This window comes from Haloferula luteola (assembly GCF_014201715.1).
In the GTDB taxonomy this organism is placed as follows: domain Bacteria; phylum Verrucomicrobiota; class Verrucomicrobiia; order Verrucomicrobiales; family Akkermansiaceae; genus Haloferula; species Haloferula luteola.
This window is the reverse complement of sequence record NZ_JACHFD010000003.1, coordinates 68451-93266: the sequence shown is the minus strand read 5'-3', so window position 1 is coordinate 93266 and position 24816 is coordinate 68451. Positions and strand designations below refer to the sequence as shown.

The 24816-nt window shown below is 59.8% G+C and carries 25 protein-coding genes; 13 read left to right on the top strand and 12 right to left on the bottom strand.

Annotated features, from left to right (window positions below; translation table 11 throughout):
- Positions 1–2 precede the first annotated feature (2 nt).
- The 3 genes from HNR46_RS03865 to ruvB form a co-directional block, all read right to left on the bottom strand.
- Complete coding sequence (locus tag HNR46_RS03865) at positions 3–2624, bottom strand: glycosyl hydrolase (RefSeq protein ID WP_184015986.1); 2622 nt, start codon at positions 2622–2624, stop codon at positions 3–5.
- Entirely contained in the window at positions 2584–4476 is a 1893-nt protein-coding gene (locus HNR46_RS03860) for a polysaccharide lyase family protein (protein ID WP_184015984.1), read from the bottom strand. Before HNR46_RS03860 ends, HNR46_RS03865 begins: the two co-directional genes overlap by 41 nt.
- 114 nt (positions 4477–4590) lie before the next feature.
- Complete coding sequence (gene ruvB / locus HNR46_RS03855) at positions 4591–5610, bottom strand: Holliday junction branch migration DNA helicase RuvB (RefSeq protein ID WP_184015982.1); 1020 nt, start codon at positions 5608–5610, stop codon at positions 4591–4593.
- 167 nt (positions 5611–5777) lie between these two features.
- On the opposite strand from ruvB, the gene lipA reads away from it, so the two are divergent.
- Positions 5778–6791: a lipoyl synthase gene (gene lipA / locus HNR46_RS03850; protein ID WP_184015980.1), complete on the top strand. Its 1014-nt coding sequence runs from the start codon at positions 5778–5780 to the stop codon at positions 6789–6791.
- 84 nt (positions 6792–6875) lie between these two features.
- Complete coding sequence (locus HNR46_RS03845) at positions 6876–7262, top strand: cupin domain-containing protein (protein WP_246417907.1); 387 nt, start codon at positions 6876–6878, stop codon at positions 7260–7262.
- A gap of 30 nt (positions 7263–7292) precedes the next feature.
- Here HNR46_RS03845 and HNR46_RS03840 read toward each other — a convergent pair whose 3' ends face one another.
- The 3 genes from HNR46_RS03840 to hisS form a co-directional block, all read right to left on the bottom strand.
- The gene (locus HNR46_RS03840; protein ID WP_184015966.1) at positions 7293–8204 is read right to left on the bottom strand and encodes a class I SAM-dependent rRNA methyltransferase; all 912 of its coding nucleotides are present in this window, start codon (positions 8202–8204) and stop codon (positions 7293–7295) included.
- A 162-nt stretch (positions 8205–8366) separates the two neighbouring features.
- On the bottom strand, positions 8367–10169 hold the full coding sequence (gene aspS, locus HNR46_RS03835; RefSeq protein WP_184015964.1) for an aspartate--tRNA ligase: 1803 nt from the start codon (positions 10167–10169) through the stop codon (positions 8367–8369).
- A 143-nt stretch (positions 10170–10312) separates the two neighbouring features.
- Positions 10313–11608 carry a histidine--tRNA ligase gene (gene hisS, locus HNR46_RS03830; RefSeq protein WP_184015961.1) on the bottom strand — a complete coding sequence of 432 codons (1296 nt, stop codon included), beginning with the start codon at positions 11606–11608 and terminating at the stop codon, positions 10313–10315.
- A gap of 135 nt (positions 11609–11743) precedes the next feature.
- Here hisS and recF point away from each other — a divergent pair, with 135 nt between their 5' ends.
- On the top strand, positions 11744–12808 hold the full coding sequence (gene recF, locus HNR46_RS03825) for a DNA replication/repair protein RecF (RefSeq protein ID WP_281375537.1): 1065 nt from the start codon (positions 11744–11746) through the stop codon (positions 12806–12808).
- 6 nt (positions 12809–12814) lie between these two features.
- Here recF and dtd read toward each other — a convergent pair whose 3' ends face one another.
- From dtd to HNR46_RS03810, 3 genes are read right to left on the bottom strand one after another with little or no spacing between them, the layout of a single operon-like run.
- On the bottom strand, positions 12815–13267 hold the full coding sequence (gene dtd / locus HNR46_RS03820) for a D-aminoacyl-tRNA deacylase (protein ID WP_184015957.1): 453 nt from the start codon (positions 13265–13267) through the stop codon (positions 12815–12817).
- A gap of 15 nt (positions 13268–13282) precedes the next feature.
- The gene (locus HNR46_RS03815) at positions 13283–13633 is read right to left on the bottom strand and encodes a rhodanese-like domain-containing protein (RefSeq protein WP_184015955.1); all 351 of its coding nucleotides are present in this window, start codon (positions 13631–13633) and stop codon (positions 13283–13285) included.
- On the bottom strand, positions 13633–14238 hold the full coding sequence (locus HNR46_RS03810) for a L,D-transpeptidase family protein (RefSeq protein ID WP_184015953.1): 606 nt from the start codon (positions 14236–14238) through the stop codon (positions 13633–13635). Before HNR46_RS03810 ends, HNR46_RS03815 begins: the two co-directional genes overlap by 1 nt.
- A gap of 156 nt (positions 14239–14394) precedes the next feature.
- Between HNR46_RS03810 and HNR46_RS03805 the strand changes: the two genes are divergently transcribed.
- From HNR46_RS03805 to HNR46_RS03795, 3 genes are all read left to right on the top strand, one after another.
- Positions 14395–14682, top strand: coding sequence for an FmdB family zinc ribbon protein (locus HNR46_RS03805; RefSeq protein WP_184015951.1), 288 nt, complete (start codon positions 14395–14397; stop codon positions 14680–14682).
- 75 nt (positions 14683–14757) lie between these two features.
- On the top strand, positions 14758–15483 hold the full coding sequence (locus tag HNR46_RS03800) for a hypothetical protein (protein WP_184015949.1): 726 nt from the start codon (positions 14758–14760) through the stop codon (positions 15481–15483).
- Positions 15480–16898 carry a hypothetical protein gene (locus HNR46_RS03795; RefSeq protein WP_184015947.1) on the top strand — a complete coding sequence of 473 codons (1419 nt, stop codon included), beginning with the start codon at positions 15480–15482 and terminating at the stop codon, positions 16896–16898. Before HNR46_RS03800 ends, HNR46_RS03795 begins: the two co-directional genes overlap by 4 nt.
- On the opposite strand, the gene HNR46_RS03790 is transcribed toward HNR46_RS03795, so the two are convergent.
- On the bottom strand, positions 16887–17747 hold the full coding sequence (locus HNR46_RS03790) for a hypothetical protein (protein WP_184015945.1): 861 nt from the start codon (positions 17745–17747) through the stop codon (positions 16887–16889). The genes HNR46_RS03795 and HNR46_RS03790 overlap by 12 nt on opposite strands.
- Positions 17748–17859: 112 nt before the next feature.
- On the opposite strand from HNR46_RS03790, the gene HNR46_RS03785 reads away from it, so the two are divergent.
- Entirely contained in the window at positions 17860–18498 is a 639-nt protein-coding gene (locus HNR46_RS03785) for an RDD family protein (RefSeq protein ID WP_184015943.1), read from the top strand.
- A gap of 42 nt (positions 18499–18540) precedes the next feature.
- Here HNR46_RS03785 and mutM read toward each other — a convergent pair whose 3' ends face one another.
- Entirely contained in the window at positions 18541–19359 is an 819-nt protein-coding gene (gene mutM / locus HNR46_RS03780; RefSeq protein WP_184015941.1) for a bifunctional DNA-formamidopyrimidine glycosylase/DNA-(apurinic or apyrimidinic site) lyase, read from the bottom strand.
- Between the two features lie 6 nt (positions 19360–19365).
- Positions 19366–20025 (bottom strand): PAQR family membrane homeostasis protein TrhA, encoded by a 660-nt coding sequence (gene trhA, locus HNR46_RS03775; protein ID WP_221284999.1) that lies wholly within the window; start codon positions 20023–20025, stop codon positions 19366–19368.
- A 79-nt stretch (positions 20026–20104) separates the two neighbouring features.
- On the opposite strand from trhA, the gene HNR46_RS03770 reads away from it, so the two are divergent.
- From HNR46_RS03770 to HNR46_RS03745, 6 genes are all read left to right on the top strand, one after another.
- On the top strand, positions 20105–20632 hold the full coding sequence (locus tag HNR46_RS03770; RefSeq protein ID WP_184015937.1) for a P-loop nucleotide/nucleoside kinase family protein: 528 nt from the start codon (positions 20105–20107) through the stop codon (positions 20630–20632).
- 76 nt (positions 20633–20708) lie between these two features.
- Entirely contained in the window at positions 20709–22001 is a 1293-nt protein-coding gene (gene hisD / locus HNR46_RS03765; protein WP_184015935.1) for a histidinol dehydrogenase, read from the top strand.
- A gap of 41 nt (positions 22002–22042) precedes the next feature.
- Entirely contained in the window at positions 22043–22480 is a 438-nt protein-coding gene (locus tag HNR46_RS03760; protein WP_184015934.1) for an AP2 domain-containing protein, read from the top strand.
- 59 nt (positions 22481–22539) lie between these two features.
- Positions 22540–23004, top strand: coding sequence for a hypothetical protein (locus HNR46_RS03755; protein ID WP_184015932.1), 465 nt, complete (start codon positions 22540–22542; stop codon positions 23002–23004).
- 71 nt (positions 23005–23075) lie between these two features.
- Positions 23076–24254: an RsmB/NOP family class I SAM-dependent RNA methyltransferase gene (locus tag HNR46_RS03750; RefSeq protein ID WP_184015930.1), complete on the top strand. Its 1179-nt coding sequence runs from the start codon at positions 23076–23078 to the stop codon at positions 24252–24254.
- A 43-nt stretch (positions 24255–24297) separates the two neighbouring features.
- The gene (locus HNR46_RS03745; RefSeq protein WP_184015929.1) at positions 24298–24720 is read left to right on the top strand and encodes a secondary thiamine-phosphate synthase enzyme YjbQ; all 423 of its coding nucleotides are present in this window, start codon (positions 24298–24300) and stop codon (positions 24718–24720) included.
- Positions 24721–24816: the final 96 nt, after the last annotated feature.

Sequence of the window (24816 nt, the reverse complement as noted above, 5' to 3'; positions counted from 1 at the left end):
CGTCAACGGGTGGAGAGAGGGATCAGTCTTACGGGCCCGATCAAACCCGACGGGAGAGTGGGCCAATGGGAGGCATCGAAGGGTTGGTAGTCGATATTGACGAAATTGATTTCGTGGAAGGCTTTCCAAGCGACCCCTCGGCGGTCCAAGTCGGCGATTCGATTGGCGGCAAGATTGGTGACCTCGACGACGAGTTCATTTTCGCCATCGTGGAGGGCTTGGGTGATTTCGAAGCGGTGGGGGGGAAAAAAGGAGGAGCCGAGATCGGTCCCGTTGAGGATGACACGGCAAGTTTCGGCCACGATTCCCAAGTCGAGGGCGAGTTGTCCGGGCTTGGCGAGGAAGGTGGTGGTATAGCGGGCGGTACCGGAGAATCGCCGACAGAGTTCGTCGTCGCCGTCGGTCCAGGAAGTCAGTTGGTTGAGGGACTGAGCTGCGGGTAGCTCGGGGCCTCCCTCGATAAATTGGATCTTCCAGGGTCCTCGGAGTTCCAGTTCTGGAGATTCCGGATGCTCGTTGGTCCAAGTCGGGGGCTGGTTGGAAGGTTGCGAGGAAAGCCGAAGAATTCGTGATTCCCCAGGTTCGAGACGAAGGTGGATTTTGCCGTCCCGCAAGGTGGCGGTTCCGGATCGATGGGGACGCGAGGGGTCGATGAGAAGAGCCGTTTGGAATGGCTGCGAAAGCTCGAATTCCTGATCGATAAGATGGTCGGTGGTGTTGACCAAAAAGCAGGATTGGCCCTGATCTGTGATTCGGCGGATCCAACGAATGCCGCTTCGAGTCATGGGCTCAGGATGGATGTCGAGTTGATCGAGGTGAGATGTCAGGTCGACCGATGTTGGAAGAATGGGGTCGAGTGTGAGGGGTTGAAATGGGAGCCCGGGTGAAGTGGTCGGGGCCTTGCCGAGGAGGACCACCGAGGCCCCCTGTTTCGCCAGTTTCTCGAGGCGACGCGCGGTGGCCGAGGGCAGCTCTTGAAGATCGGGAAGGATCAGGGTCCGAAACGCATGGCCCCCTAGATGCAAAGCATCGTCGGAATAGGTGAGCTGCTCAAGAAGATGATCGGAGATGAAGTCGCAAGGGATACCGCTTTCCCAGAGCGTCATCGCGGTGCGATGAAACGAGGTTCCCGTGAGCCACTCGTTCTGATTGTGAACGGTAAGAAGTGGCAGGGATTTGGCAGGTTTGGACCAGATGTCATGAACGGGCCAGTAGAGGAGAATCGAGGTGGCGGGCTGGCCTGATTGGAGTTCTGTCTGAACGTTGTGAATGTATCGGTTGAAGGCGGGAAGGTCTCGCCAGAGGCCGCCATTTTCTCCCATGTGCGTGGAGGCGTAGAAAAGCCAGCCGGGCCAGGGCGCATCGTCTGGGCTATAGGGGATACCGTGGAAGAAGAGATGGTTCACGCCGCCAAGCCAAAGGAAGTCGGCGGCTTCCTTGAGTGCCGATGGATGGACCTGGAAGTGCTCTCCGAGCCATGTGAACGACTCGGCAGAGACGAGATTTTTCCCAGTGAGGTGGGCTGCGGAGGCGGCGAAGCCGAGCATGGGAATCTGTTGGCTGTCGACGTGGCGAAAGATCTCAGTCTCAGGGATATCGGCGACAGCGTAGTGGTCGAGGAGGTTTCCCGGAGAGCCGTGAGCCTGATTGCGGGTGAGCGAACCTTTTTGTTTGGCCCAGTGATTCCAGGTTTCCAGGTAGGAACGATGGAGCAGATCAAGGGTCTCGCGGTAGTCATGAGCCACCCGCGCATCGACCTCATCGAGGCTCTCTCCAAAAAGAGCTGGCAGGTGCTCTGAGAGGTCGTAGCCCTGAAGTTGACGGAAGCGATGAAGAAGCTCGGGAGTCCAATTGGCGCCGTAGTATTCGAAGGAGTCGTGAAAATGCGCCCGGGGCTGGGATCCTTGGAGTCGTGCAAGGGGGGAATCAAAATGGGAAAGGTAATTTTGGAGTGCGGCGGGAGAGAAGGGGTCCACGACGTTGCCAGCGCCCCCTGGGGCAGCGCGTTTGACTTTCTGCATGGGGGCTTTGGTCACGATGCCGTAGATTTGGCAGGCCGTGGGGGCTTGCCAGTGGAGCTCGCCATCTTTCACGAAGGGGCGGAGATCGATGGTGTCCGGATGGTCAGCATAGGCACGGAGACAGGCCAGTTGACCCTCGGGGAGAGTGAGGATGACTTCTCCACGGGCCACATCTTGGCGAATCGGGATGAAGGAGCTGGAGGCGTTTTGGGCATCGACCCAAGGCCCCCCGAAGGGCCAGCCGGTGCCGGTGGTGAGATCGAAGCCCAGGCCAAGCCGTGCGCATTCTTTTGAGGTGTGGTCCAGCATGGCGACCCAAGGATCCGATAGGAAAGGCAGGTCTCGATCCTCGTAACCTTGGGCTCCATAGATGGGACAAATCTCCACGCCTCCAATGCCAGCCGTGGCAAAGTCTTCGAGTTGGCGAGTCAGGTTCTTCGCGTCAACTCCACTGCCGAGCCACCACCAGCGGGTCCAAGGTTTGGCGGTATCGGGCTCGGCAAATAGCGGGAGCGCGAGCGTGAAAAACAGAGCCAGGAACTTCATGAAAGGGACGGAGAAATCAGGAATCGTGAGCGACGAGAGCAGGATCGACTCGTTCAAGCCGGAGGTAGTCGTAGAGCAGGCCTTCATGCCAAACTCGTGCCGACGAATGGAGTTCGAGAATGTTCTCACCATCCTGAAGTTTCTCGGCCGCTATCGGAAAGGTCCAAGTTTGCAGGACGCCACGGATCCCATCGCGGTGCATGACTCCATTTTCCTCGAAGCGGCCGGTGGTGCCGAGCGGTTGGCCATTGAGAGCAAGGTCGAGGCGGCCTCCACCGCGAAATCCACAGAGCGCGATCCGCAGGAGGCAATCGCTGGGTTCGTTGAGCGTGAATCTGACCTTCCAAGTGGATTCACCGGTGAAGCGACCATGGGCATCAAGGCGGGGAGGTTGGCAAAAAAACCAATCCCGCTTCCAATCACTGTCTCCGACGACGAAGTCGACATCGTGAGGGAATAACTTCTGGTAATCGTAGTAGTTCCCCCATTTCCAGTAGCGGTCACCGCCGCGAAACTCAGCGGCGGAGCGGTTGGGAATGCCGATCTCCCAGACGGTGGGTCCGGACCGTACGGGAATCCAGGTGAGTTCACCGAGATCCGTTGGCGCGTCGATCCGAAGTGAGGACCGGGAGAACTCGCCCAAGGTCCCTTCGCGGAAGGCATGTAGCGTGTATTCGCCGTGGCGAACATGGGGGATCTTGAAGGAGCCATCGGCATCTGCCCGGGTCCAGTATTGGTAAAATTTTCCGTCACGCTGCCAATCGATGATCCGGGCATGCGGGCGCGGTGAGATGGGATAGTCGGGTGCAGTCAGGCCGACCCAAAGCGGTTTCGCCGGATCGGTAGAACGTGCCTCGACAGCCCCCGGAGCGTCCTCAAGATGGATTTTTCCTTTTACTGCCACTCGGTCACGGTTGGCATAGAGGGGGGAGTCGACCCATGAATATGGCCAGCGAGCTTGTTCGCGGCGGGCGGTCGTGATGGCTTCCGCTGCGAGTTGGACGGGCTCGGCACCCGAGTTGAGGTGAATAAGGAAGGGACCGACGATTTTCTTCCATTCTTCGCCTTTGCGGACGGAGAGAGCGGAACCGCCGTAATGGCTGCCATGCCACATGCTGAGGAGAACGGGGCGACCTCCTGGATTGACGTCGAGGTGGGCAGTGAGTTCCGGCTTCGTGGGACCACCGGCGATCGATTCCAAAGAGGGATGAATCATCCAAAGGCCGAGTTTTTCGCGGCGACTGCACCAGCCGTAGGCCGGAGTTTCCGCGAGGACGGCAGAGTAACCATACTTATGCTCAACTTGGCCGGCATGACTGCCAGTGACCATCATGCGGGCTTCTTTGAGATTGGCGGGTTGGCCGGCGTCCCAATCGGCTCCGGTGGGTGCAAGGCCACTGCGTCGGGCGTCGATGTGGATCGTGTCGAAGAGTTCCGGATCGGGTTTCAGAACGAAACGACCTTCGGCAAGCCCGAATCCAGGGAGGGAAGCAGGATGTTCCAACTCGGCATAGAGGTAGAGGCCTTCCTCATCGGGCGTGAGCACATAGTGGAAGGTGGCATTGACGGGCAGGGTGCCGGGCCGGCCGGTGTAAAGGCACTCGCTGGAAACGCGTGCCACTCCGCCATGGGAGGTCGCTGGATCTGCGGTGACGCTGACCTGTTGGGGATCGGGAAATTTGCCGGCGTGTTGACGCTCGCTGGAGCCGGTGATGGACCAATAACCTTGGCCCCCGCGGATCCATTCGCGACCGTGCCATTGGAGGGATACGAGACGACCATCCCGTTTTGAGATTCGGGCACAGATGGCATCGCCGCGTAAGGTGACGGCGCGGTCATCCGACGCCACCTCAAGCGCCGCCACAGCGTGGCAGGTGAATAGGGTGAGGAGGAGGGTGGGGCGGATCATGGACCCGAGTATCTTCCACCAAAATCGAGATGGGGCACGATTACCCGATCGGGGCAAGGCGTGGAGCGCGTTCACCCGGACTCTGAAGGCCCTGTCAAGTCCCGAGCCGGGGCTTCACAGGAGGGTCGGTTGGGGCCCGGAAGGTGGGGAGGCGCCGATTTTAGTATAGGCAGGGGGCAGGGCAATGCGGCCTCGTGGGGTGCGCTGGAGGAAGCCCTGAAGGATCAGGAATGGTTCGTGAACTTCCTCCAAAGTGGAAGCGTCCTCGCCGACCGCAACCGCCAATGAGCTGAGTCCCACGGGGCCTCCCTGGAATTTATAAATCACGGCCTCCAACAGGCGTTTGTCCATTTCGTCGAGGCCATCGTCGTCGATTTCGATCATGGTCAGTGCCTGATCGGCTATCGGTCCGGTGATGGTGCCATCGCCTCGGACTTGAGCAAAATCGCGAACCCAGCGGAGCAGTGCATTGCAAATCCGCGGGGTCCCTCGGGAACGGCCGGCAATTTGGAGGGCCCCATCGGGGGTGACGGGGATGTCGAGCAGGCCAGCAGAGCGTTCGACGATCTGAGCGAGTTCATCGTGGGTGTAGTAGTCGAGCCGATTCACCAGCCCGAAGCGTGATCGCAGTGGAGCGGTGAGCATTCCCGAGCGGGTGGTGGCCCCGACGAGGGTGAAGCGGGGAAGGTTGAGCTGAATGGAACGGGCGGACGGGCCGGAATCGATGATGATATCGAGCCGAAAGTCCTCCATGGCCGGATAGAGATATTCCTCGATGGCTGGGTGGAGGCGGTGGATTTCGTCGATGAAAAGAACGTCGCCTTTTTGGAGGTTGGTGAGGACGCCAGCGAGGTCGCCTGCTTTCTCGATTTGCGGCCCGGAGGTGGTGTGGAGCTGGGCGCCAGAGGCGCGGGCGATGATGTTGGCCAAGGTGGTTTTGCCGAGGCCGGGAGGTCCGGAGAGGAGGACGTGGTCGAGAACATCTCCACGCATCCGGGCGGCTTCGACCATGAGCAGGAGTCGCTCTTTCACCTTATCCTGGCCGATGAACTCGGAAAACACCGGGGGGCGCAGGGAGATATCGAAGGCCCCCGTCGGTTCGGAGGTTGTTTTTTGGTAGAAAGTCTCGCTCATCGCAGGCCGAGACGAACAGAGCACGGCCGACGCCGGGGGCCCAAGGAATTTCCTGATGCGCGGGGCGATTCGCGCTGAGAAACTTCCGAGGACCCGAGGGGCTGGAGCGCAAAATCTGCGGAAATTCGCCTTTCCCGGTGGGAGGATCGGTCCTAGCTTTCGCGCCAATGAGCTCGTGCCACGGTCCCAAGATGCTGATGGATCCCGATCTGCACCAGGACAAGAAGCCTTCATGGATCAAGGTCCGTCTGCCGAATGATCCGGTGTTCTGGTCGACCAAATCTTTGGTGAATGACCTGAAGTTGGTCACCGTTTGTGAGGAGGCCCAGTGCCCGAATCGTTGGGAATGCTGGGGTCAGGGAACGGCGACGTTCATGATCGCGGGAGAGAAGTGCACGCGTGCCTGTGGGTTCTGTGCGGTCAAAACTGCCAAGCCGGATGCGTTGGAGGCGGATGAGCCAGCTCGTGTTGCTGAGGCGACACGGCGGATGAAGCTGAAGCACGTGGTGATCACCGCGGTGGCTCGGGACGATCTTCGCGACGGGGGAGCTGAGCATTTCCAGCAAACGATTGAAGCGGTTCGTGCCTTGAATCCTGGGATCGTGATCGAGGTTTTGGTGCCGGATTTCAACGACCGCGATTGGGCTTTGGAAAAGGTAATGGATGCTCGTCCGCACATCTTCAATCACAACCTTGAAACCGTGGAGCGCCTGACACCGTTGGTGCGCTCGCGCGCGAAGTATCATCGCAGCCTAGCGGTTTTGAAGAAAGCCAAGGCGATGGTGGCAGGGAAAGTGGCGACGAAGAGCGGGATCATGCTGGGTCTCGGAGAGAAGAAGGATGAAGTGCTGCAGTCGATGGATGACTTGCTGGCTCACGATGTGACGGTGCTCACGCTGGGGCAGTACTTGCGTCCTACTCCGAAGCACCTTCCTGTGGTGGAATACCTGCATCCAGATCGTTTCGCCGAATACAAGCAGATCGCCTTGGACAAGGGATTTCGTCATGTGGCCAGCGGCCCGTTGGTGCGGAGTTCCTATCATGCGGCCGATTTTCGGCCTGAGCTGGATATCCTAGAGGATGTGGATAAGGCATCGGGAGGTGCGCCATTGGACCTGCAACCGGAAGACCTCCCGATTCCGGCGGCCAAGAGCCACATCGTCCGCCAATCGGTGGCGTAGGCTGAGCGGCGTCATGGCCGAGTGAAAATGTCTCGGGAAACCAAGATCGGTGTCGATGCGTTGCATTGGCGGCCTTCCCATTTCATGAAAATCCCCAATGCGGATTTTCTGGAACGCACTGGCAGCGAAATGCTCGGGGCGCGACTTTGGAGGCTTCCGCCGATGAGCGCCAACACACTGCATCGGCATATCAATTCCGAGGAGTTCTTCATGGTGCTGGAAGGCGTGGGGAAAATCCGGGTCGACGGCACCACCTACGAGCTACGAAAGCACGAGGGACTGCATGTTTGGCCAGAGCAGATGAGGCAGGTGTTCAATGACACGCCGGACGAGGTGCTTTGGTTGATCGTGGGGGCTCCCGATCATGAAGTTCCGAAAGGAGAAAAGCCGGACCTTACGAAGTTTTACCCCACCGATCCAACGGAGTTGCCGCCTGAGCTGGAAGGCGTGATTTGGCCGCCTCAGGATTGAGGAGTGTGTTGGTGCGGGGAAAGGGGTGCCTCACATTTCGACCCAAACCGACTTCAAGTAGGCTTCGCCTGTGAAGTCGGGAGGCATCGGAACGCTGGAAAAGTGGCGGCCGCGGGGAATGGCCTCGCGCAGGGTCCGCAGGAAAGTGGCGTCAGTGAGTTGCCGGCAGTTGGTACTCGCAAGCAGCACGCCGTGGGGTGAGAGGCATTGAGCTGCTAAGCTGGCGAGGCGACCGTAGTCGCGCTCGACGCGGAACACCTTGCCATCCTTGTCGCGGGAAAAGGTGGGCGGATCGAGCACGATCGCGTCAAACTGGCGACCTTGTTTGGCAAAGCGAGCGAGCCAGTGGAAGGTGTCGCCTTTGCAAAAGTGGTGCGAAGCGGGATCGAGGCCGTTGTGTTCCAGATTTCGTTTTGCCCAGTCAAGATAGGGCTGGGAGAGATCGAGCGTGGTGGTCACGGCTCCCACGGAGGCCGCAGCGACTGAAAAGGCGCCGGTGTAGGCAAAGGTATTGAGGAGGGATTTTCCGCGGCCGAGACGCTGCCGCAGTGCCAGGCGATTGCATCGCTGATCGAGAAAAATCCCCTGAGAATAGCCGGCCTGAAAGGAGATTTCATACGCCAGTCCATTCTCTTTGATGAGAAACGGGGCGTTGACCTGGGCGCCTGCCAAGTGAACTGGAGATTCTTTTTGATGCTGATCGAGCCGCTTGTGGTAAATCGGGCGGCCTGACGCCTGGAGCCACGCGGCCATGTCACGTGGCACAAAGGCATCCCGAGTGGAGACGAGCCATGCGTCGCCAAAGGTTTCTAATTCGATGCCGGGAAGGGCATCTCCGAGGCCATCCACAAGGCGGTAGGCGTCGGTATCTCCGCCTTCGGAAAGGTTCATGGTTTCCCGGCGGCGAAGCGCTTCTGCGTAGCGTGGTGAAATGGAATCCATCAAAGCGGGAACCATGCTCTGACGACCGATGAGGGTCAATGCCGAGGCAGTTGGCGAGGGATAGGGGGAAGGGTTGGGCCGTCTTCCGATTCGGAGTATGAAAAAGCCCGGAGGATCATCCTCCGGGCTCGGTGGAAAAAGGGGTGCTGTGTCGACCCGCTATCAGGCACCGGCGGGAGCCGTTGGGGTGCCGGGCTTTTTCACGGTCTGAATGCGCAGGTCTCGCAATTGCTTGGGATCGACCTCGGCGGGGGATTGCGACATGAGGTCGCTTCCCTTGTTGTTCTTCGGGAAGGCAATGACTTCACGAATGCTGTCTTCGCCGCAGATGAGCATGACGAGACGGTCGAGTCCAAGGGCGAGGCCGCCGTGAGGAGGGGCTCCAAAGCGGAATGCATCGAGAATGTGGCCGAATTCCTCGGCAGCTTGTTCTTCAGAGATTCCCAAAGCCTTGAACATGGCCGTTTGCAGGGCGCCCTCGTGAATCCGGATCGATCCTCCACCCAATTCGTGGCCGTTCAGCACGACGTCATAAGCTTGGGCACGCAGATCCGTGGAAAGCTCACCGGCGAGGAGTTTGGGCTCATCTTCCTTGATCGGGCGGGTGAAGGGATGGTGAACCGCCACGTGGCGGCCGGATTCTTCATCCCAAGCGAGAAGTGGGAATTCGGTGACCCAGAGGAAGTTGAGTTCTTCGTTTCCTTCGAGAAGATTCTGCATGGCGGCGACGGCGAGACGGACGCGGCCGAGGATTTCGCAGACCTGTTCCCAAGGGCCGGCTCCGAACAGAACGAGGTCACCGGGCTCAACTTGGAGCGCCGATTTCATGGCTTCGATTTCTTCGGGGGAAAGGAACTTGGTGATCGGAGAACGCCAGGTATCGACCGTCTCTCCACGGACCTGGATGTAGGCAAGGCCCTTGGCCCCCGCTTGAATCGCGGTCTGGGTGAGCGCCTCGACCTGGCCGGTGGTGATTCCGGAAAATCCCTTGGCGTTGATCGCTTTGACGACGCCACCGGAAGCAAGCGCTCCGGAGAACACCTTGAAGGAAGAATTGGCAAACACTTCACCGAGGTCGGTGAGCTTCATCTCGAATCGGCGGTCCGGCTTGTCGGATCCGTAGACGTTCATGGCTTCCTTCCAGGTGATGCGGTCGAAGGATGCAGGGATCTCCGCGTCGCGAGCTTCCTTGAAGACGCGGCCCAGAAGTCCCTCGACGAGGCCAATGATGTCCTCCTGATCCACGAAAGAGGCCTCAAGGTCGATCTGGGTGAACTCGGGTTGGCGATCGGCACGCAGGTCTTCGTCGCGGAAGCACTTGGCGATCTGGAAATACTTCTCAATGCCTCCGACCATGAGCAATTGCTTGTACTGCTGGGGTGCTTGGGGGAGGGCATAGAAATGCCCGGCTTGAAGGCGCGAGGGAACGAGGAAGTCGCGAGCACCCTCGGGAGTGGATTTTGATAGGATCGGCGTTTCAATTTCGCAGAAACCTTGTTCGTCGAGGAAATCGCGGGTGGCCTTGGTGACCCGGTGACGAGTGCGAAGGTTGCGCGTCATGCGAGCACGACGGATGTCGAGGTAGCGGTATTTCATCCGCAGGTCCTCGTTGGAGAGTTCCTTGTCGAGTTGGAATGGCAGGACGTCGGCTTTGTTGACGATGACCAATTCGGTGGCGACGATTTCAATTTCGCCAGTGGCGATCTTCGCATTCACGGTGCCTTCGAGGCGGGCCGAGACTTTACCGGTGACTTGGATGACGTCTTCATCCCGCAGCTGGTGGGAAAGCTTGGCGGCATCGCTATTTTCTTCAGGCCGGAACACACACTGGGTGAAACCCTCGCGGTCGCGGAGGTCCGTAAAGATGACGCCGCCATGGTCGCGGGCGGAATTGACCCAACCGATGAGGGTCACAGTTTCGCCAATGTTCGCGGAGCGGAGTTCGTTGCAGTGGTGGGTTCGCATGGCCGTAGTTGAATTGGGGACCAGGTGGATGAAGTCGGAAAAAGAAAGGAAAGGAAAAGTCGAGCGGCGAGAGTTTGACCGGAGTGGTTGAGGGTCGTTGGAGATTCGATGCTCGACGGATGGGAGAACGGAGAGGGCTTGCGTTAGGCCAACAAGGGGCCGTCAGGTTCTTGAAGACGATCGCGCAGCCAATCAGCAAGCCCAAGGAAGTGGCACTTTTCCTCGGTTCGGGAAGCGAGGACTTTCAAGGTGAGTTCTGGGAATTCGGAGCCGACGACGAGAGCAAATCGTGCACCGGCCTTTTCGGCATTCTGGAACTGCTTGCCGATTTTGACGCTGCCGAAGGGAAGGTCGCAGGAGATGCCCGCTTGGCGCAGATCGCTGAGGACTCCCAGGGCTTCAGGGCGCTTGGCATCATCAGCGAGGACGAGATAGACCTCACAAGCCGCACCTTGACGTAGCAGATGAGTTTCCAGCTGCATCCGAGGATCGGTGGTTTCCTCAATGAGATTGCGGATCACATAGTCGCCCATCGCGAACCCGGTTGCAGGGAGGTCGACATTGCCTTCCGATAGTGTGGTGACGAGGGTGTCGTAGCGACCTCCGCCGGCGACGGCCCGCATCGATTTTTTCGAGTCGAAGACTTCGAAAACCACCCCTGTGTAGTAAGCGAGACCACGAACAATCGAGAGGTCGAGGTCGATGAAATCAGCCAGATCGCGCGCAGCGAGATCGGCACGAATTGCCTCGTAGGCCGAAGACGCATTTTCAGGATGGGCGATGAAGCTGGTGACTTCGGAGGCCTCGATTCCAAAGGTAGCCAGCTTCTCAGCCGTCACTTCCGGTTTCTCGCGTTCCAGTTTGTCGATGATCTGCAGGAATTCAGGGATGCGTTCTTCGGCGACTTGGCGTTGGGCGGCGAAGTCGAGCCATGCCTGGCGATCGGACACGCGAACGACAAAGTCCCCTTTGCGGAACCCGAAGGCACGCATGGTATCGATGGCCAGGGCGATCAGTTCGGCATCGGCGGCTGGACCTGCTTCACCGAGAATGTCGACATTGAACTGGTAGAACTCGCGCCCGCGGCCCTTTTGGGGCTTTTCGTAGCGGAAGCATTGACCGATCTCAAACCACTTGAGGGGCTTGGGGAAATCTCTCTGGTGCTGGGCGGCGAGACGGGCGAGGGATGCCGTGACCTCCGGGCGGAGGCAAACATCGCGTCCACCTTGGTCTTCGAACCGGAACAGTTGGGAAGATAGTTCTCCACCTGACTTTTTGAGGTAGAGTGCGGTATCTTCAAGGACCGGAGTGTCGTATTCGACAAAGCCGTATTTGCGGGCGACGGAGCGCCAGGTTTCGAACAGGTAGTTGCGCACAGCGCATTCGCGCGGCGTAAAGTCACGAAAACCGGGAAGAGCTTGGAAACGAAGAGCTGCCATGATTCGGCGGGAAGGGCGGGGAGGATGCACGCCCACCGAGGCATTTCAAGGCGGGATTCTGCGATGCGACGGCGGCGGGGTGGATCGGGCAACTTGGGATTGGCTAACGGCTGATTCCGGGCATGGTGCGGGCCGATGTTGCGATCGCTGCGAGCCATGGATTTCCGCTGCTTTCCTACCCTGGGATTGGAAGTCCCGGAGGGAGGGGCGGTGTTCACCGGGCAGAATGCGCAAGGCAAGACGTCGGTGCTGGAAGCAGTGTGTGTTTTGGTAAGACTGCATTCTCCGCGCTCCAGCCGGATGCAAACGCTGGCACGGATCGGCGGCTCAGGCGGTTTCGGGATTGCTGGGGAAGCCTGGGGCATGGAGCGCCGGATCGACTGGAGGCCGCGTCAGGCGACCCGCCATTCGGTGGAGGGCGAATCCCGCGCCAGCCAAGGAGGGTATCTTGAGGACGGAGGATTGCTGGTTTGGATGGGCAATGATGATCTCGATTTGGTGCGTGCGGGCGGTGAGTCCCGGCGGCGCTACCTGGATTTCATGGGGAGTCAGGTCGCGGCTGACTATCGACGCTCGCTGGCGCGTTATCGACGGGCCCTCAAAGCCAAGAATTTGTTGTTGAAGGAAGGGGATCGCCGGCGTGCGGAGATCGCCTCTTACGAAGCCATCCTTATTCCCGCCGCTGCGGTGTTACGGCGGGTCCGTGCAGAGTTGTCGGAGCGTTTGGCGGACGCAGTGGCGGATCGACAGCGGGAGATCGCCGGACGCGAGGAGCTAGCTGGGATACGCTACGAGGCCGCGGGGGGAATGGAGATGGGTCTGGCCCTGGAGCAGGTTCGGGAGAAAGAATTTCGGCAACGCCGGAGCTTGGTGGGGCCCCATCGAGATGAGCTGGAGTTGACGCTGAATGGGCTTCCTGCAGCGGCTTATGCCAGTGAGGGCCAGCAAAGGACCTTGGCCTTGGCGCTCAAGTTGGCGCAGGGGGGGGTGCTGCGGGCACAGACCGGGCAGGAGCCCGTGTGGTTGATCGATGATGTCTTTGGCGAGCTCGACGTTTCTCGCCGCAATGCGCTGATGCGGGCGTTGCCGGCGTCGGCCCAGAAGTGGATCACCACCACCCATCTGGATTGGTTGGAGGAAGCTCCCGAGCTTACCGGACTGGCCCGCTTTGCGGTGGAGGGAGGGCACATTTGCCGTTGATTCGGCTCACTCGCGGTTTTTGGAATCGATGATCACCGTGACGGGACCGTCGTTCAGAAGGGAAACCTTCATGTCGGCACCGAAAACTCCGCGGCTCACGGAGGAGCCCAGCTCGGCTTCGAGGCTTTGGCAGAACTGCTCGTAAAGGGGTTGGGCGATTTCCGGGCGTGCAGCGCGGATGAAAGACGGCCGGTTGCCTTTGCGGGTGGAGGCGTGGAGGGTGAATTGGCTGATCGCAAGAATTTCCCCTTGGAGATCGAGGACGGAGCGATTCATGAGCCCATTGTCGTCGGCGAAGATGCGCATCCGGGTGATTTTGCCTGCGAGCCAGGCGATATCTTCAGGCCCGTCGTCGGCCTCGATGCCGACGAGGAGAAGCAGGCCCAAGTTGATTTCGGAAATGAGCTGGCCGTCGACTTCGACCCGGGCCTGCGAGACTCTTTGCAGCACGATGCGCATGGTCGGCGGGTGGGGTTAGTAGCGGGTCACGGATGCATCGATTTCTGTCGACCAACGGTCGATTCCCCCGGCCATCGACCAGCAATTCTCCAAACCGCGGGAGCGCAGGTATTGAGTGGCTCGAAGGGAGCGCATGCCATGGTGGCAATAGACGATGCTGGGCTTGGGCTCCTCCAATACCGGAGTGGCGAGCTCGGCAAATTGGGAGAGGGGAAGCAAACGGGCCCCTGGCAAATGAGCAATCTCCCATTCGTCCTGTTCCCGGCAATCGATGAGAACGACCTCTCCTGCGGCCACCGATGCGGCCAAGGCTGAGACCTCTTGCGGAGTGACCTCAAGGGTTTGAGAGGGATCAGGGAGGGCCATTATTCGACGACGACGGGGGTTCCGAGCTGGACGTTGTCGAAGAATGCCCGTGCCATTTTGTCGGGCATGCGGACGCATCCATGGGAGGCATTGTAGCCGGGCAGATAGCCGGTGTGCATGCCGATCCCGCCGGTAAACCGCATGAAATTCCACATGGGGGCGCCGACAAATTTGCAGCCTGCCGGGACCTTGTCCTTGGACATGTCGGCATCGTCGTTCACGACCCGAGCGGTTCCGATTTCTTCGAAAATGCCGTAGAGGTTCGAGCGGTGATCGCGGTCTTTTTCGGTGATTTTGTAGGTCCCGGGCGGTGTGTTGTGACCTTCTTTGCCGGTGGAGATGCGAGACATGCCGACGAGTTCCCCACCTTTGTAGAAGTAGGCCTTTTGCTGGGCCCGATTGATGCGGATGAGCGGGGATCCGGACTTTCCGTCGCCTGCCCAATAGGACGTGTCATCGGGCATGGCGGCACCTGGGTCGGTTTTGGCTCGCTGATCTTGGCGAGGACCGTAGGCGGCGAGGTACCGGCTTTGTGAGCCCGAGGTGCCAGACATTTGGCAAGAAGCCAGGAAGAGCCCGGTAAGGGGAACCAAGTAGCGAGTCATTCGAAGCATCGACATCGGGGATTTGAGGCCGGATCGATACGTTTTCTTCCCGTCGGGTCAAGACTCCTGATCCCAAGCGGCTGCCGGGAGCTGGAAAACCTTCAGGGTTGATGCGCGCCGGGGCTGTGCTATGGAGACCGCCGATTCCGCACTCCGATGCCTAACTACGACTACCAATGCGAAACCTGTGGACACCGTTTTGAGGTGTTCCAGAAGATGAACGACCCGAAGCTGGAGTCCTGCCCACAGGAAGGATGTGACGGCAAGGTGCGCCGGCTCTTGGGTACTGGGTCGGGACTGATTTTCAAGGGAAGTGGTTTTTACCAAACGGACTACCGTTCGGATTCCTACAAGGCCGGCGCCAAGGGTGACGGAAAAAGCGATCCGAAACCTGCCACGGGTGGAGGCCATAGTTGCGGGGGGGGCTGCGGCTGTTCGGCCTGATGTTGGGCGCGAACCCCATCATTTCCTTCACCGCGGGGCTTTTCAGTCTCCGTGGCCTTTGCTAGCCCTCCGCTCATGGCGAAAGATGAGCCGAAACCCAAGGCGGTCAAAAAAGGAGGATGTTTCGGCCGCCTCGTGGCTTTGTTGACCCTCGTGGCCTTGGCGGCTCTGGGCTTCGGAGTGTATCAGGTATTTCAACCTCAGGATCTCTCGGATTTGGAGGCCAGTCCTACGGCCCGGGATCTGCGCTTGGTGCTCCGCAACGCCTCAGAAAAGGCGTATAAGCTGGAATTGACGCAGGATGAGATCAATCGCTACCTCGCCCGTACCTTAAAGGCCGAGCAGGTGGGGTGGCCTGGCGATCAAGTGAAGATCCGTCAGGTGGCGGTGCGCTTGGAATCCGAGCGGGCCGAGGTAGTGATCGTCCGGGAGTTGTGGGGGCGACCCTTCACGCTTTCGATGTATGTCCGGGTGGTGCAGATGGAAAAGCCCGATGGTTCGGTGGAAACGGAAACTCACCTTGATGGCGGTCCCTATCGACCCGAGTTGCCCGCTCCTTTGATCGGAGGTCGCTTCGGCCGCGTCCCCGTTCCTCAAGGATTCTTGCGTTTGGTGTTGCCGAGTTTTAAGAAGCTGGCGGAGGTGTACCGAAGTCCCAACGATCCCGCCTCGGGCGGTCGGCAGATGCCGGTGAAGGAGATCGACTTCATTGAGGACATGGCGCGCATCCGGATTGAAGAGGGGAAATTGGTGCTGGAGCCCGTTTCCGGGCAAGGCATGCTGCCGTCTTCGGGACCATGAAGATCTTACGAACCGTGCTCGGAATGGGATGTCTTGCGCTGCCGATCGCGGCGCAGGATGAGGGGGCCTTGTTGGAAAAGGACGAGGTGTTGCCCGCAGCCGAAAAAGTGGAGCCCCTTCCGATGAGTCCGATGGAGGTCGAGATGGCCTCGCGAGTGGAGTCGGAGAGCGGGCAATTCGGGGTGTCGGGTGGCGATGCCGCGGTGCGAGGTTCGGTGGCGCTCCAAGCGGAGTCGGTGCGGGCGAGTTTCCTGAAGTTGCTGGGTGCGGAGGCGACAGAGAAGCCCTTGCCGATCGAAATTCTTCTATACGGAAAAGCCGGCGATCCTCCGAAGGCTCGACCGCTGGCCTACGAGTTGCGTTTTACTCCCGACCATTTTTTGCTGCGCATCCACGTCGATTTGTCCCGCGGGCTGGACCATGATCGGTTGGATTCCGCGGTGTTGAGTGGCTTGCTTTTTGATCGGGCGTTGGCGGGAGTGAAGCCAGGTGCGCTGGATTCTCCGTTGCGGGCGCCGTCGTGGTTGCTGGTGGGGCTTGAGGAAGCCCAGGAGTGGGCGGACGGTCGTGGGGACCGCCGTCTGTATGAAGGGGTTTTCAAGCAGAAAGGCCGTTTTGAAATCGACGCCTTGTTGTCGATGACGAATGACCAGCATGAGCGACTTGACGGGGTGTCGAAGTCAATTTTTCGGGTGCAATCGGGGGCCCTGGTGATGGCTTTGCTGGGGCAGTCCGGAGGGAAAGCGGCGTTTGTCGAAATGTGCGACGAAGCGGCTCGCTATGGCGGAGAGTTTCCCATGTTGCTCCGTCGGCACTTTCCTGAGTTGAACCTTTCAGAGAAGAGCTTGGTAAAATGGTGGTCGCTGACATTGGCCAAGCTTTCGGAGGCTCCCTTGTCAGAGGCGATGGGCATTGCCGAGACCGAGAAGCGGCTGGAGGAAGCCTTGGTGTTGCAGTATTTCACCGATGAGGGGGTCCGCCATCAGGTGCCGATTCTCGATTGGAAGTCGCTCCCCACTCTGGGCGATGCGGCACGCATGGAGGTGGTGAGGCCCGTGCAGGATTCCTTGAGTCACCTGAGCTACCGTTGCTTTCCATCCTATCGGCCGTTGATTCTCGACTATCAGCGGTGGTTGGTGTCCTGGGCCTCGGGCGAAAAGGAACCGCAACCGCTGCTGATGGAAATGGAGGAAACGCGCGAGATCATGACCCAGCGGGCGCTACGGGCACGGGACTATTTGGATTTCGTGGAGATTCATGATGCCCACGAATTGAGCGGAAGTTTTGATGATTTCATGGAGTTGAAGCGGGAAATCGATCGCAACGTGCGAGTTCCCCGCAAAGATCGGATCACTCGTTATCTCGATGCCATGCAGCGGGCAACCGGATCTGAGGTCCGGGCGTCAGCTCCGTGAAGGGGCAGAATTGGCGGCGGTGGGAGCTCGGCCGGCGGCCGCCTCCTTTTGCAACGTCCCGTCGGGAGCCACGGTCTGGAAGGATCGGGAGGGATCGGTGGCTTGGATGGCACGGCGGATTCCGTCTTGCAGGGTAGGGGACCCATAAAATGGGCCGACTCCGGCTCCCCCACCTGTGTGAGTTTCAACGAGGATCAGTTCGCCATGGCTGAGCACAAACGAGGGATTGCCAGAGTCTCCAACGATGATCCGGTGGAGAGAATTGCCGCTTTGACCGTCCAAGTATTGGAAGCCGAGGGTATTGCCGGGAGTGCGGGCGATGCGGCGGAAGTCGACCACCTTTTGGTGGCCGGTGATCACAGCGGTGGCCCCCACGAGGGCATCTTCGGGCAGGTCGCGGAGGTCGGGCAGCGGGTAGGTGCGGATGGAACCGGACAACGGGACCTCCAACATCCCAACGGCGACATCACAGGGGACCCCAAGATCGCGAAGACGAACGATGCGATAGATGCGGTGGGAATGCGGCAAGCCCTTGCGGTCGTGGAAAACCACCGTGTCGCCAGGTCCGAGCCGGAAGTGGTCGGCCATGACCACATGGCGGGAGGTGATGGCGGTCGCGGTGCGATGGTCGCTCCAACCGATGCCCGTGAGATCGAGATCCCATGGCCATCCATGGTTCCAGCGCACGGGACCACCTACTTGGTAGGACGAGAAAACCTGACCGCGGTCCCGGTGATGGGTCGCCATTTCCGACAATGACAGGTCTGGACGGTGAGCGAGCCGACGCCCTCCCCAATTCGGGGCACAAGAGGAGAGTGCGAGGCAGAGAGGCAGGAAAAGATGCTTCATCTGCAATGAAACTCGGAAAAAGAAGGGGGAGCGGGCAAGGGGACATTTGAGGATCTCCCTCCGCCGCGCAATCCGCCTCGACGCGCGACACAAATCGGCTATCGGTTTGGCTATGTCCGACGACGAAAAGAAGCCCGACCTTCCGCCGCCGAGCTCCGCCCGGGGATCGGCACCGCTGCCGCCTCCAAGTCTGAGCGGCCCGCCCAAAACCCCTTCGGTTCCACCGGTTCCGCAGGTGGCTCCTGCCGAGGTGCCTCCTCCCGTTCCCGGACCTCCGCCCAAGGTTGTCCAGGAGGCTCCGTCCGATGATGACGATGAGGAACTCGTCGAGGGAGGCATTCCCCCGATCAACACCCGGATCTTGGCGGCATTGATCGATGGATTTGTGGCAGCCGGAATTGGTTACGGTCTGAGGATTTTGCTGCCGGGCAGCCATCTGGATTTCCTGGCCAGTTTAGCCGCGCTGGCCTATGTGGTGACGCGAGATTCTCTGCCCTTTCTGAAGGATGGGAGCATCGGCAAAATGGCCATGAAGTTGCGCGTCGAGAAGTCCGGCGGCGGTTCGATCCAAGGGGATTGGGTGACGGCCGTGAAGCGCAACGTTGCGCTGTTGATTCCGTTTTTCGGCCTGATCGAAGCCATCGTGCTCTTCAACCGTGAAAATGGGGCCCAGCGGGGCCTGCGTCTGGGTGATGAGTGGGCGAAGACTCGAGTGATCGTCGGGAGCTTGCCCAAGGCACCCGAGGCCTGATCGTGCTTTCTGGAGCGGGCGGTCCCCATGGGGCCGCCCGTTTTATTTCTGGCAACGAGGACACCAAAAGGTCGAGCGCTGCCCCATGACGGCATGGAGAATGGGAGTCTGACAGCGGCGACAGGGCTCTCCTGTTCGATCGTAGACATCGAGACGCTGGCGGAAGTAGCCCGGTTGGCCATCCGAGTTCACAAAATCCCGCAAGGTGGTGCCGCCTTGTTCGATCGACTCCTGCAGCACGGTGATGATGGCCGCATGCAGGGAGGACATCCGCATTCGGGAAACTCGATTTGCCGGCGTGCTGGGGCGAATTCCGGAGCGAAAAAGAGCCTCATTGGCGTAGATATTGCCGACGCCCACCACCACTTTGGCATCCATGATCACGATTTTGATCGCGGCTTTCCTCAAGTGGACGGCCGTGTAGAGGCCCTCGGGGGTGAAATCAGGTCCGAGAGGTTCCGGGCCGAGATGGGAGAGCAGAGCGTGCGTCGAGGGATCGCCCCGACCGATCGGCAAAACCATGCCGAAGCGCCGTGGGTCGTGAAAACGAAGTTCTTTTCCGTCTTCGAGGGTGAAAATCACGTGGTCATGTTTTCTGACCTCCCTGTCGGATTCGCAGATGCGCAAGCTTCCTGACATGCCCAGATGAATCAGAAGCCGCTCTCCATGTTCGAAGGTGACGAGGAGGTACTTCGAGCGCCGAGTCAGCTCCGTGACACGCTGATGGAGGAGGAAATCGAGGTCGCTGGGCACCGGCAGCCTCAATCGGGCATTGCGAACAGTGATTTCGCGGAGCGACCTCCCCACGAGATGCGGTGCGATTCCGCGGCGGGTGGTTTCCACCTCGGGCAACTCGGGCATGGCGGCTCAGTTCAAAATGTAACCCGCGGTGGCGACCACATGACAGGCGCTCCCCAGGATCACAAAACCGTGCCAAATGGCATGGTTGTAGGGGAGCTTTTCCCACGCAAAGAAAATGGTGCCCAGCGAGTAGCCCACACCACCAGCGATCAGCCAAATCAGACCCGGAGTGGGCAAATTCCGGATCAACGGACCCGCGGCAATCACGATCAGCCACCCCATGGCGAGGTAAAGCGCGGTGGACCACCAAGCCTCGCGTTTGCCCCGCATCACGGCTTTCAAGACCACACCGGCCACGGCAAGAAACCACACCACGCCAAAAATCGACCATCCCCAGGCCCCGCGGAGGCAAACCAAGGTCAGCGGAGTGTAGGATCCGGCGATCAGCAAATAAATGCAGGCATGATCAAAGATTTGAAACAACTCCTTCAACTTCGGTGAAGAGAAGGCGTGATAGATGCTCGAGGAAAGGTAGAGGAGCACCAAGGTTCCTCCGAAAATCGAGGCGGACACCACGCGACGGGCGTCACCATCGGAGACAAGCAGCATGACGACCAAGCCAATGATGGCCAGAACGGTCCCGAAAATGTGGCTCCACATGGAAGCGGACTCTTCCGCAGGCGAGGCGCACAGCGGTGAGCGAGGGCGGGTGGGGAAAGCGGACACGGCGGAAAGATGCAGGGTGATGAGGAAGTTGTCGACCCGCAGGATTGGAACTTGTCGTCAAATCTGGCAGCGGGAGTTCATGCACACAGCGTCCCACCCCTGTCATCTTGTCTCTGGTCCTCCGGCGGCAGGGAAAACGACCTATGCCATCCGTCTGGCCAAGGACCTCGGTGCCGTGCTCCTCGATAGCGATCAAGTGGCGGAGCGTCTGGTGAGGGCGGGGCTGACCTTAGCGGGGCTCGATCCCAATGATCGCGACTCTCCAGCCTACAAGAATGCGTTTCGGTCGGCAGTCTACGAGACCTTGTACGATCTTGCACGCGGGCATCTCGAGCGCCTGCCGGTGGTGATTGCCGGGCCTTTCACTTCCGAAGGAGCTCAGGCCCATTGGCCCGAGGCTCTCGAGGAACGCCTGGGAGTTCGGCCTACCTTTCATTTTGTCACCTGCTCGCCCGACGAGCGGCGTCGCCGCATGGGAGCCCGTGGCGAGGCCCGTGATCTCCCGAAGCTCGCCGACTGGGAATCCTATCGGATGCTTTGTCGGGAGGAGCGGCCGGTATGGCCCCATGTGTGGGTGCCGAACTCGATGGACGAGGCGATGGGATGAGATCCGAATTTCCGGGCACCCGAGCTTCTCTTCGTCTTGCCCGTATCCTCCGAGCAGCCCACAGTGCCGCCCCGCCATGAAAACGCTCACCTTCCGTGACCCAGGCTACGCTGAATTTGTCGCCACCCTGAATCGCCGCGCGATCCCATCGAACGAAGTCCGCGACCTCGTCGCGGGCATCATCGTCGAGGTCGCCCAGCGTGGAGACGATGCCCTTGTGGAGTACGCAGCGAAGTTTGATCAGGTCCATTTTCAGCCGGGAGAATGGCGGGTGACTCCCGATGAATTCACGGCAGCCTCTCGGGCTGTGAGCGCCGAAACGAAGAAGGCGATCAAGGCGAGCCTGAAAAACATCACGGCCTTCGCCAAACGCAGTTTGCGCAAGGATTGGTCCTACCGGAATGCGGAAGGGGCGAAGGTGGGTGAGCGCTTCCTGCCGTTTGATCGGGTAGGGGTTTACGTCCCGGGAGGAAAGGCGCCTTTGGTGTCGACCGCGCTGATGACCGCAGGCTTTGCGAAAGCGGCCAAGGTTCCGGAAGTTCTGGCGGCAACGCCCTGCGGACCCGATGGAAAAGTGAACGACGCTTTGCTCTATGCGCTCAAGGCGGCTGGAGTGACGGAAGTCATCAAACTGGGTGGCGCCCAAGCCGTGGCAGCCATGGCCCTGGGAACCGCTTCTATTCGCCCGGTCGATCGCATCTTTGGCCCGGGAAACAAGTTCGTGGTGGAGGCCAAACGGCAGCTGGTTGGAGCGGTATCGATCGATCTCTTGCCCGGACCGAGTGAAGTGCTCGTCTTGGCGGATAAAACCGGCAATCCGAAGTGCATTGCGGCAGACTTGCTGGCTCAGGCCGAACACGGAGGTGACAGCGTGATCGGGTTTCTCACGACCTCGAAATCCTTGCTCCAACAAGTAATCACTGCGATCGAGGAACAGGCGGCCCAGCTTTCGCGGGGTGAGATCATTCGCGAAGTACTGGAAAAATCGTCGTTTGCCCTGGTGGTGAAGGATCTCGATGAAGGCATCGCCATCGCCAATGCTTTCGCCCCCGAGCACCTTTCATTGGTGGTTGAAAAGGAGAACAAGCGCCTTAAGCAGATCCGAACTGCGGGTGCCATTTATGTTGGGAACCTTTCGCCTGTGGCGGTGGGGGATTTCCTGGCAGGACCCAGCCACACCCTGCCTACCGGAGGAGGGGGACGATCCTTTTCAGGGTTGCGTGCGGACCAGTTTCAGCGCCGCACCAGCATCGTGAAACTCGATGAGAAGTCGGTGGCGAAGTCGCTGCCGCATGTCGCCGAGTTTGCGAGGGTGGAAGGTCTCGACGCACACGGTCGCTCAGTGGCGGTGAGGGTGGAGGATCGTTGACAAGGGATCGGCAGCGGACAAGGGTGCCACTGCATCGGCGCATGTGGACACCAGAGGATACCTATGCGATCGCCCGGATCGATCTGCCGGATGCCAGCACTCACGGCTGGCAGGTGAGGGTGCAGCGGCGTGGCAGGAAGTATGCAAAGTACTTCGCCGACCGCCCGTGCGGCGGAGTTCGGGCGTCCTACCGGGCGGCCTTGGACTGGCGCAATGATCTCCTTTCTCGGCTGGAGCAGGAGGTTCGGACATCGACGCGGATCTGTCAGCGGTCGACGCGCAATTCATCGGGTGTCGTCGGCGTCTCGAAGGTCGCGGTGAGCAGCTCGAATGGAGAAACTTACCTCTTTTGGCAGGCGACGTGGTCGCCCGAGCCGGGGCAGCGGCGCTGTGTGAAATTCTCGGTCAAACGACATGGCGACCGCCAAGCTTTTCGGTTGGCGGTCGAGGCGCGCCGCAAGGGCATCGGTACCGAATAGCGTGAGCATTGTGTGTCTTTGGACTTGGCTTGCGCGGGGGAAGCGCCTGAATCGTCCCTGTGTTCAGCGCCAGCAAATTGACCGAGGACCAGAAAGCCGATCTCCATCGTTGGGCATCGGAAGGGGCAAGCATCGCCGACTTGCAGAAGCAGTTGAAAACGGAACACGGCATTGGCATCACCTACATGGATGCGCGATTTCTGGTGCTCGATCTGAACATCGAAATTCAGGAAGAGAAAGACGAGCCCGCCCAAGCGGTCGAAGAGGGAGCCGAGGTCACCGCTGCGGATGGGGCACCCTTGCCCACCGGTGACGTGAGCGTTTCTGTCGACAGCGTCGCGGTTCCGGGAGCGATGGTCAGTGGCAAGGTGGTCTTCTCTGATGGGGAAACTGCCATTTGGGCCATCGATCAGTATGGTCGACCCGGACTTGATCCGGACACGCCCGGCTACCGGCCCAGCCAGGAAGACGTCGCGTCCTTCCAGAAGCAACTCAGTGAACTCCTCCGCAAGCAGGGGTTTTGAGAGGTGCAAGAGGTCATTGAGGATCCATTTCCGGCTTCCCGAGGACCCGATCAAGAGAGGAGGGTCGCGCGATGAAGTGGCACCGAATGTTGGCGGAAGCTTGCGTGCACCTGTTGGAGCAGGTGTTCGATGAAGGCAAGGTGCTGGATCGCGTCATGGGCGAGGCTTTTCGCGTTCATCCGAAGTGGGGAAAACGAGACCGGCATTTCGTTGCCGAGTCCGTTTGGGAGACCGTTCGGTGGCGGCGGGCACTGGCATTTGTGGCGGACGCTTCGGATTCGCGTTCGATGCTCGCAGCGTGGTGGAGCGGGCAGGGTTGGATCCTTCCTGACTGGTGGACCTGGGAAGGCGCTTCGGTGGCAACCATGGAAGGTCGCAGGGCCGAATTGGAAGCTCAGCCACGGGCGATTCGGCAATCGATACCGGATTGGTTGGACCTACGAGGTTTCTCGGAGCTGGGAGAGGCTTGGGATGCGGAACTGACGGCACTCAATCGACGAGCTCCGGTGTGTTTGCGCGTGAACCGACAGCGAGGGGACCGCGAGGAAGTTTTGGCATGGCTGGCGTCGGAGGGGGTCAAGGCGCACCCCGAAGTGAAGCTGCCGGATGCCATCATCCTGGAGGGATTGCTGCCCAAACGTTTGGCTTCGGACGGGCGGATGGAGATTCAAGATTGTGGTTCCCAAACCGTGGTTCCGCTGCTGGCTGTGGAGCCGGGAGATCGGGTCATGGATGGCTGCGCAGGAGCGGGCGGAAAGACTCTCCAATTGGCCGCGGACTTGGCAGGGGAGGGAGAGTTGGTGGCTCTGGACGTTTCACCCCGCAAATTGGAAGCCCTGGCCCGGCGGGCGAAAATCGCCGGAGTGCGGGGCCTGCAGACGGAGGTTTGGAACTCCGAAAGCTATCGGAAGTGGCAAGGCTGGCCGAATCGGATGCTCCTGGATGTGCCCTGTTCCGGATTGGGCACGTTGAGGCGCCAACCGGACCTCAAGTGGCGGCTATCTGAGTCCACCTTGGAAAAGACCCGTCGACTGCAGCGGCGCTTGCTCGATGAATATCCTCCGCTGTTGCGGGAGGATGGGACATGGGTGTATGCAACCTGCTCAATTTTGCCCTCCGAAAATCAAGGTCAAATCCAGGCTCTGCTTGAGCGCGATCCCCGTTGGGAGTGCGTTGAAGAGAACCGAATCTCCCCTGCAGGAACGGGATGGGATGGATTCTATGCAGCGAAGATGGTGCGAAGGTCCTGATATCTGGAAGTGACGCCAGAATGAGGAAAGATTAGGCAGAGGCATGAGTGCTCATGCTGACCGATTCTCCGTTCGCACCCGCGGGAAGGGAACCTACGAAATCACCGACGAAGTTTCCAGGATCGTTCGACAGAGCGGGATCCAGACAGGCACGGTGACGGTGTTTGTATGCCACACCTCGGCCAGCTTGGTGATCATGGAAAATGCCGATCCAAGCGCACGTCGTGACTTGGAGGCTTTCTTCGATCATCTTGTCCCCGAAGATACGCCCTACTTCGTACATACCTATGAAGGAGCGGATGATATGCCCAGCCACATCCGGATGGCGTTGACCCGGACGAGCGAAGTGATCCCGGTGATCGACGGTCGCATGGCCCTAGGAACTTGGCAGGGAGTTTTCCTTTTCGAGCATCGCCGGGCGCCGCACGAACGGCGCATCGTCGTCTCCATAACTGGCGACTCTTGACTTGTCGCTTGTCCACTGGCGGGGGGGCTGTTTCATCCCGCGCCCCCGCCGGGAGTGATGCCGCTGCAGCGATCGCGACTTTCTCTTTGAATGGAG

What these genes read in the sequence shown, in the direction of transcription:
- HNR46_RS03860 (WP_184015984.1), bottom strand. Translation starts at nt 4,476, where the DNA reads ATGATCCGCCCCACCCTCCTCCTCACCCTATTCACCTGCCACGCTGTG.
- ruvB (WP_184015982.1), bottom strand. Translation starts at nt 5,610, where the DNA reads ATGAGCGAGACTTTCTACCAAAAAACAACCTCCGAACCGACGGGGGCC.
- lipA (WP_184015980.1), top strand. Translation starts at nt 5,778, where the DNA reads ATGAGCTCGTGCCACGGTCCCAAGATGCTGATGGATCCCGATCTGCAC.
- HNR46_RS03845 (WP_246417907.1), top strand. Translation starts at nt 6,876, where the DNA reads ATGAAAATCCCCAATGCGGATTTTCTGGAACGCACTGGCAGCGAAATG.
- HNR46_RS03840 (WP_184015966.1), bottom strand. Translation starts at nt 8,204, where the DNA reads ATGGATTCCATTTCACCACGCTACGCAGAAGCGCTTCGCCGCCGGGAA.
- aspS (WP_184015964.1), bottom strand. Translation starts at nt 10,169, where the DNA reads ATGCGAACCCACCACTGCAACGAACTCCGCTCCGCGAACATTGGCGAA.
- hisS (WP_184015961.1), bottom strand. Translation starts at nt 11,608, where the DNA reads ATGGCAGCTCTTCGTTTCCAAGCTCTTCCCGGTTTTCGTGACTTTACG.
- recF (WP_281375537.1), top strand. Translation starts at nt 11,744, where the DNA reads ATGTTGCGATCGCTGCGAGCCATGGATTTCCGCTGCTTTCCTACCCTG.
- dtd (WP_184015957.1), bottom strand. Translation starts at nt 13,267, where the DNA reads ATGCGCATCGTGCTGCAAAGAGTCTCGCAGGCCCGGGTCGAAGTCGAC.
- HNR46_RS03815 (WP_184015955.1), bottom strand. Translation starts at nt 13,633, where the DNA reads ATGGCCCTCCCTGATCCCTCTCAAACCCTTGAGGTCACTCCGCAAGAG.
- HNR46_RS03810 (WP_184015953.1), bottom strand. Translation starts at nt 14,238, where the DNA reads ATGACTCGCTACTTGGTTCCCCTTACCGGGCTCTTCCTGGCTTCTTGC.
- HNR46_RS03805 (WP_184015951.1), top strand. Translation starts at nt 14,395, where the DNA reads ATGCCTAACTACGACTACCAATGCGAAACCTGTGGACACCGTTTTGAG.
- HNR46_RS03800 (WP_184015949.1), top strand. Translation starts at nt 14,758, where the DNA reads ATGGCGAAAGATGAGCCGAAACCCAAGGCGGTCAAAAAAGGAGGATGT.
- HNR46_RS03795 (WP_184015947.1), top strand. Translation starts at nt 15,480, where the DNA reads ATGAAGATCTTACGAACCGTGCTCGGAATGGGATGTCTTGCGCTGCCG.
- HNR46_RS03790 (WP_184015945.1), bottom strand. Translation starts at nt 17,747, where the DNA reads ATGAAGCATCTTTTCCTGCCTCTCTGCCTCGCACTCTCCTCTTGTGCC.
- HNR46_RS03785 (WP_184015943.1), top strand. Translation starts at nt 17,860, where the DNA reads ATGTCCGACGACGAAAAGAAGCCCGACCTTCCGCCGCCGAGCTCCGCC.
- mutM (WP_184015941.1), bottom strand. Translation starts at nt 19,359, where the DNA reads ATGCCCGAGTTGCCCGAGGTGGAAACCACCCGCCGCGGAATCGCACCG.
- HNR46_RS03770 (WP_184015937.1), top strand. Translation starts at nt 20,105, where the DNA reads ATGCACACAGCGTCCCACCCCTGTCATCTTGTCTCTGGTCCTCCGGCG.
- hisD (WP_184015935.1), top strand. Translation starts at nt 20,709, where the DNA reads ATGAAAACGCTCACCTTCCGTGACCCAGGCTACGCTGAATTTGTCGCC.
- HNR46_RS03760 (WP_184015934.1), top strand. Translation starts at nt 22,043, where the DNA reads ATGTGGACACCAGAGGATACCTATGCGATCGCCCGGATCGATCTGCCG.
- HNR46_RS03750 (WP_184015930.1), top strand. Translation starts at nt 23,076, where the DNA reads ATGAAGTGGCACCGAATGTTGGCGGAAGCTTGCGTGCACCTGTTGGAG.
- HNR46_RS03745 (WP_184015929.1), top strand. Translation starts at nt 24,298, where the DNA reads ATGAGTGCTCATGCTGACCGATTCTCCGTTCGCACCCGCGGGAAGGGA.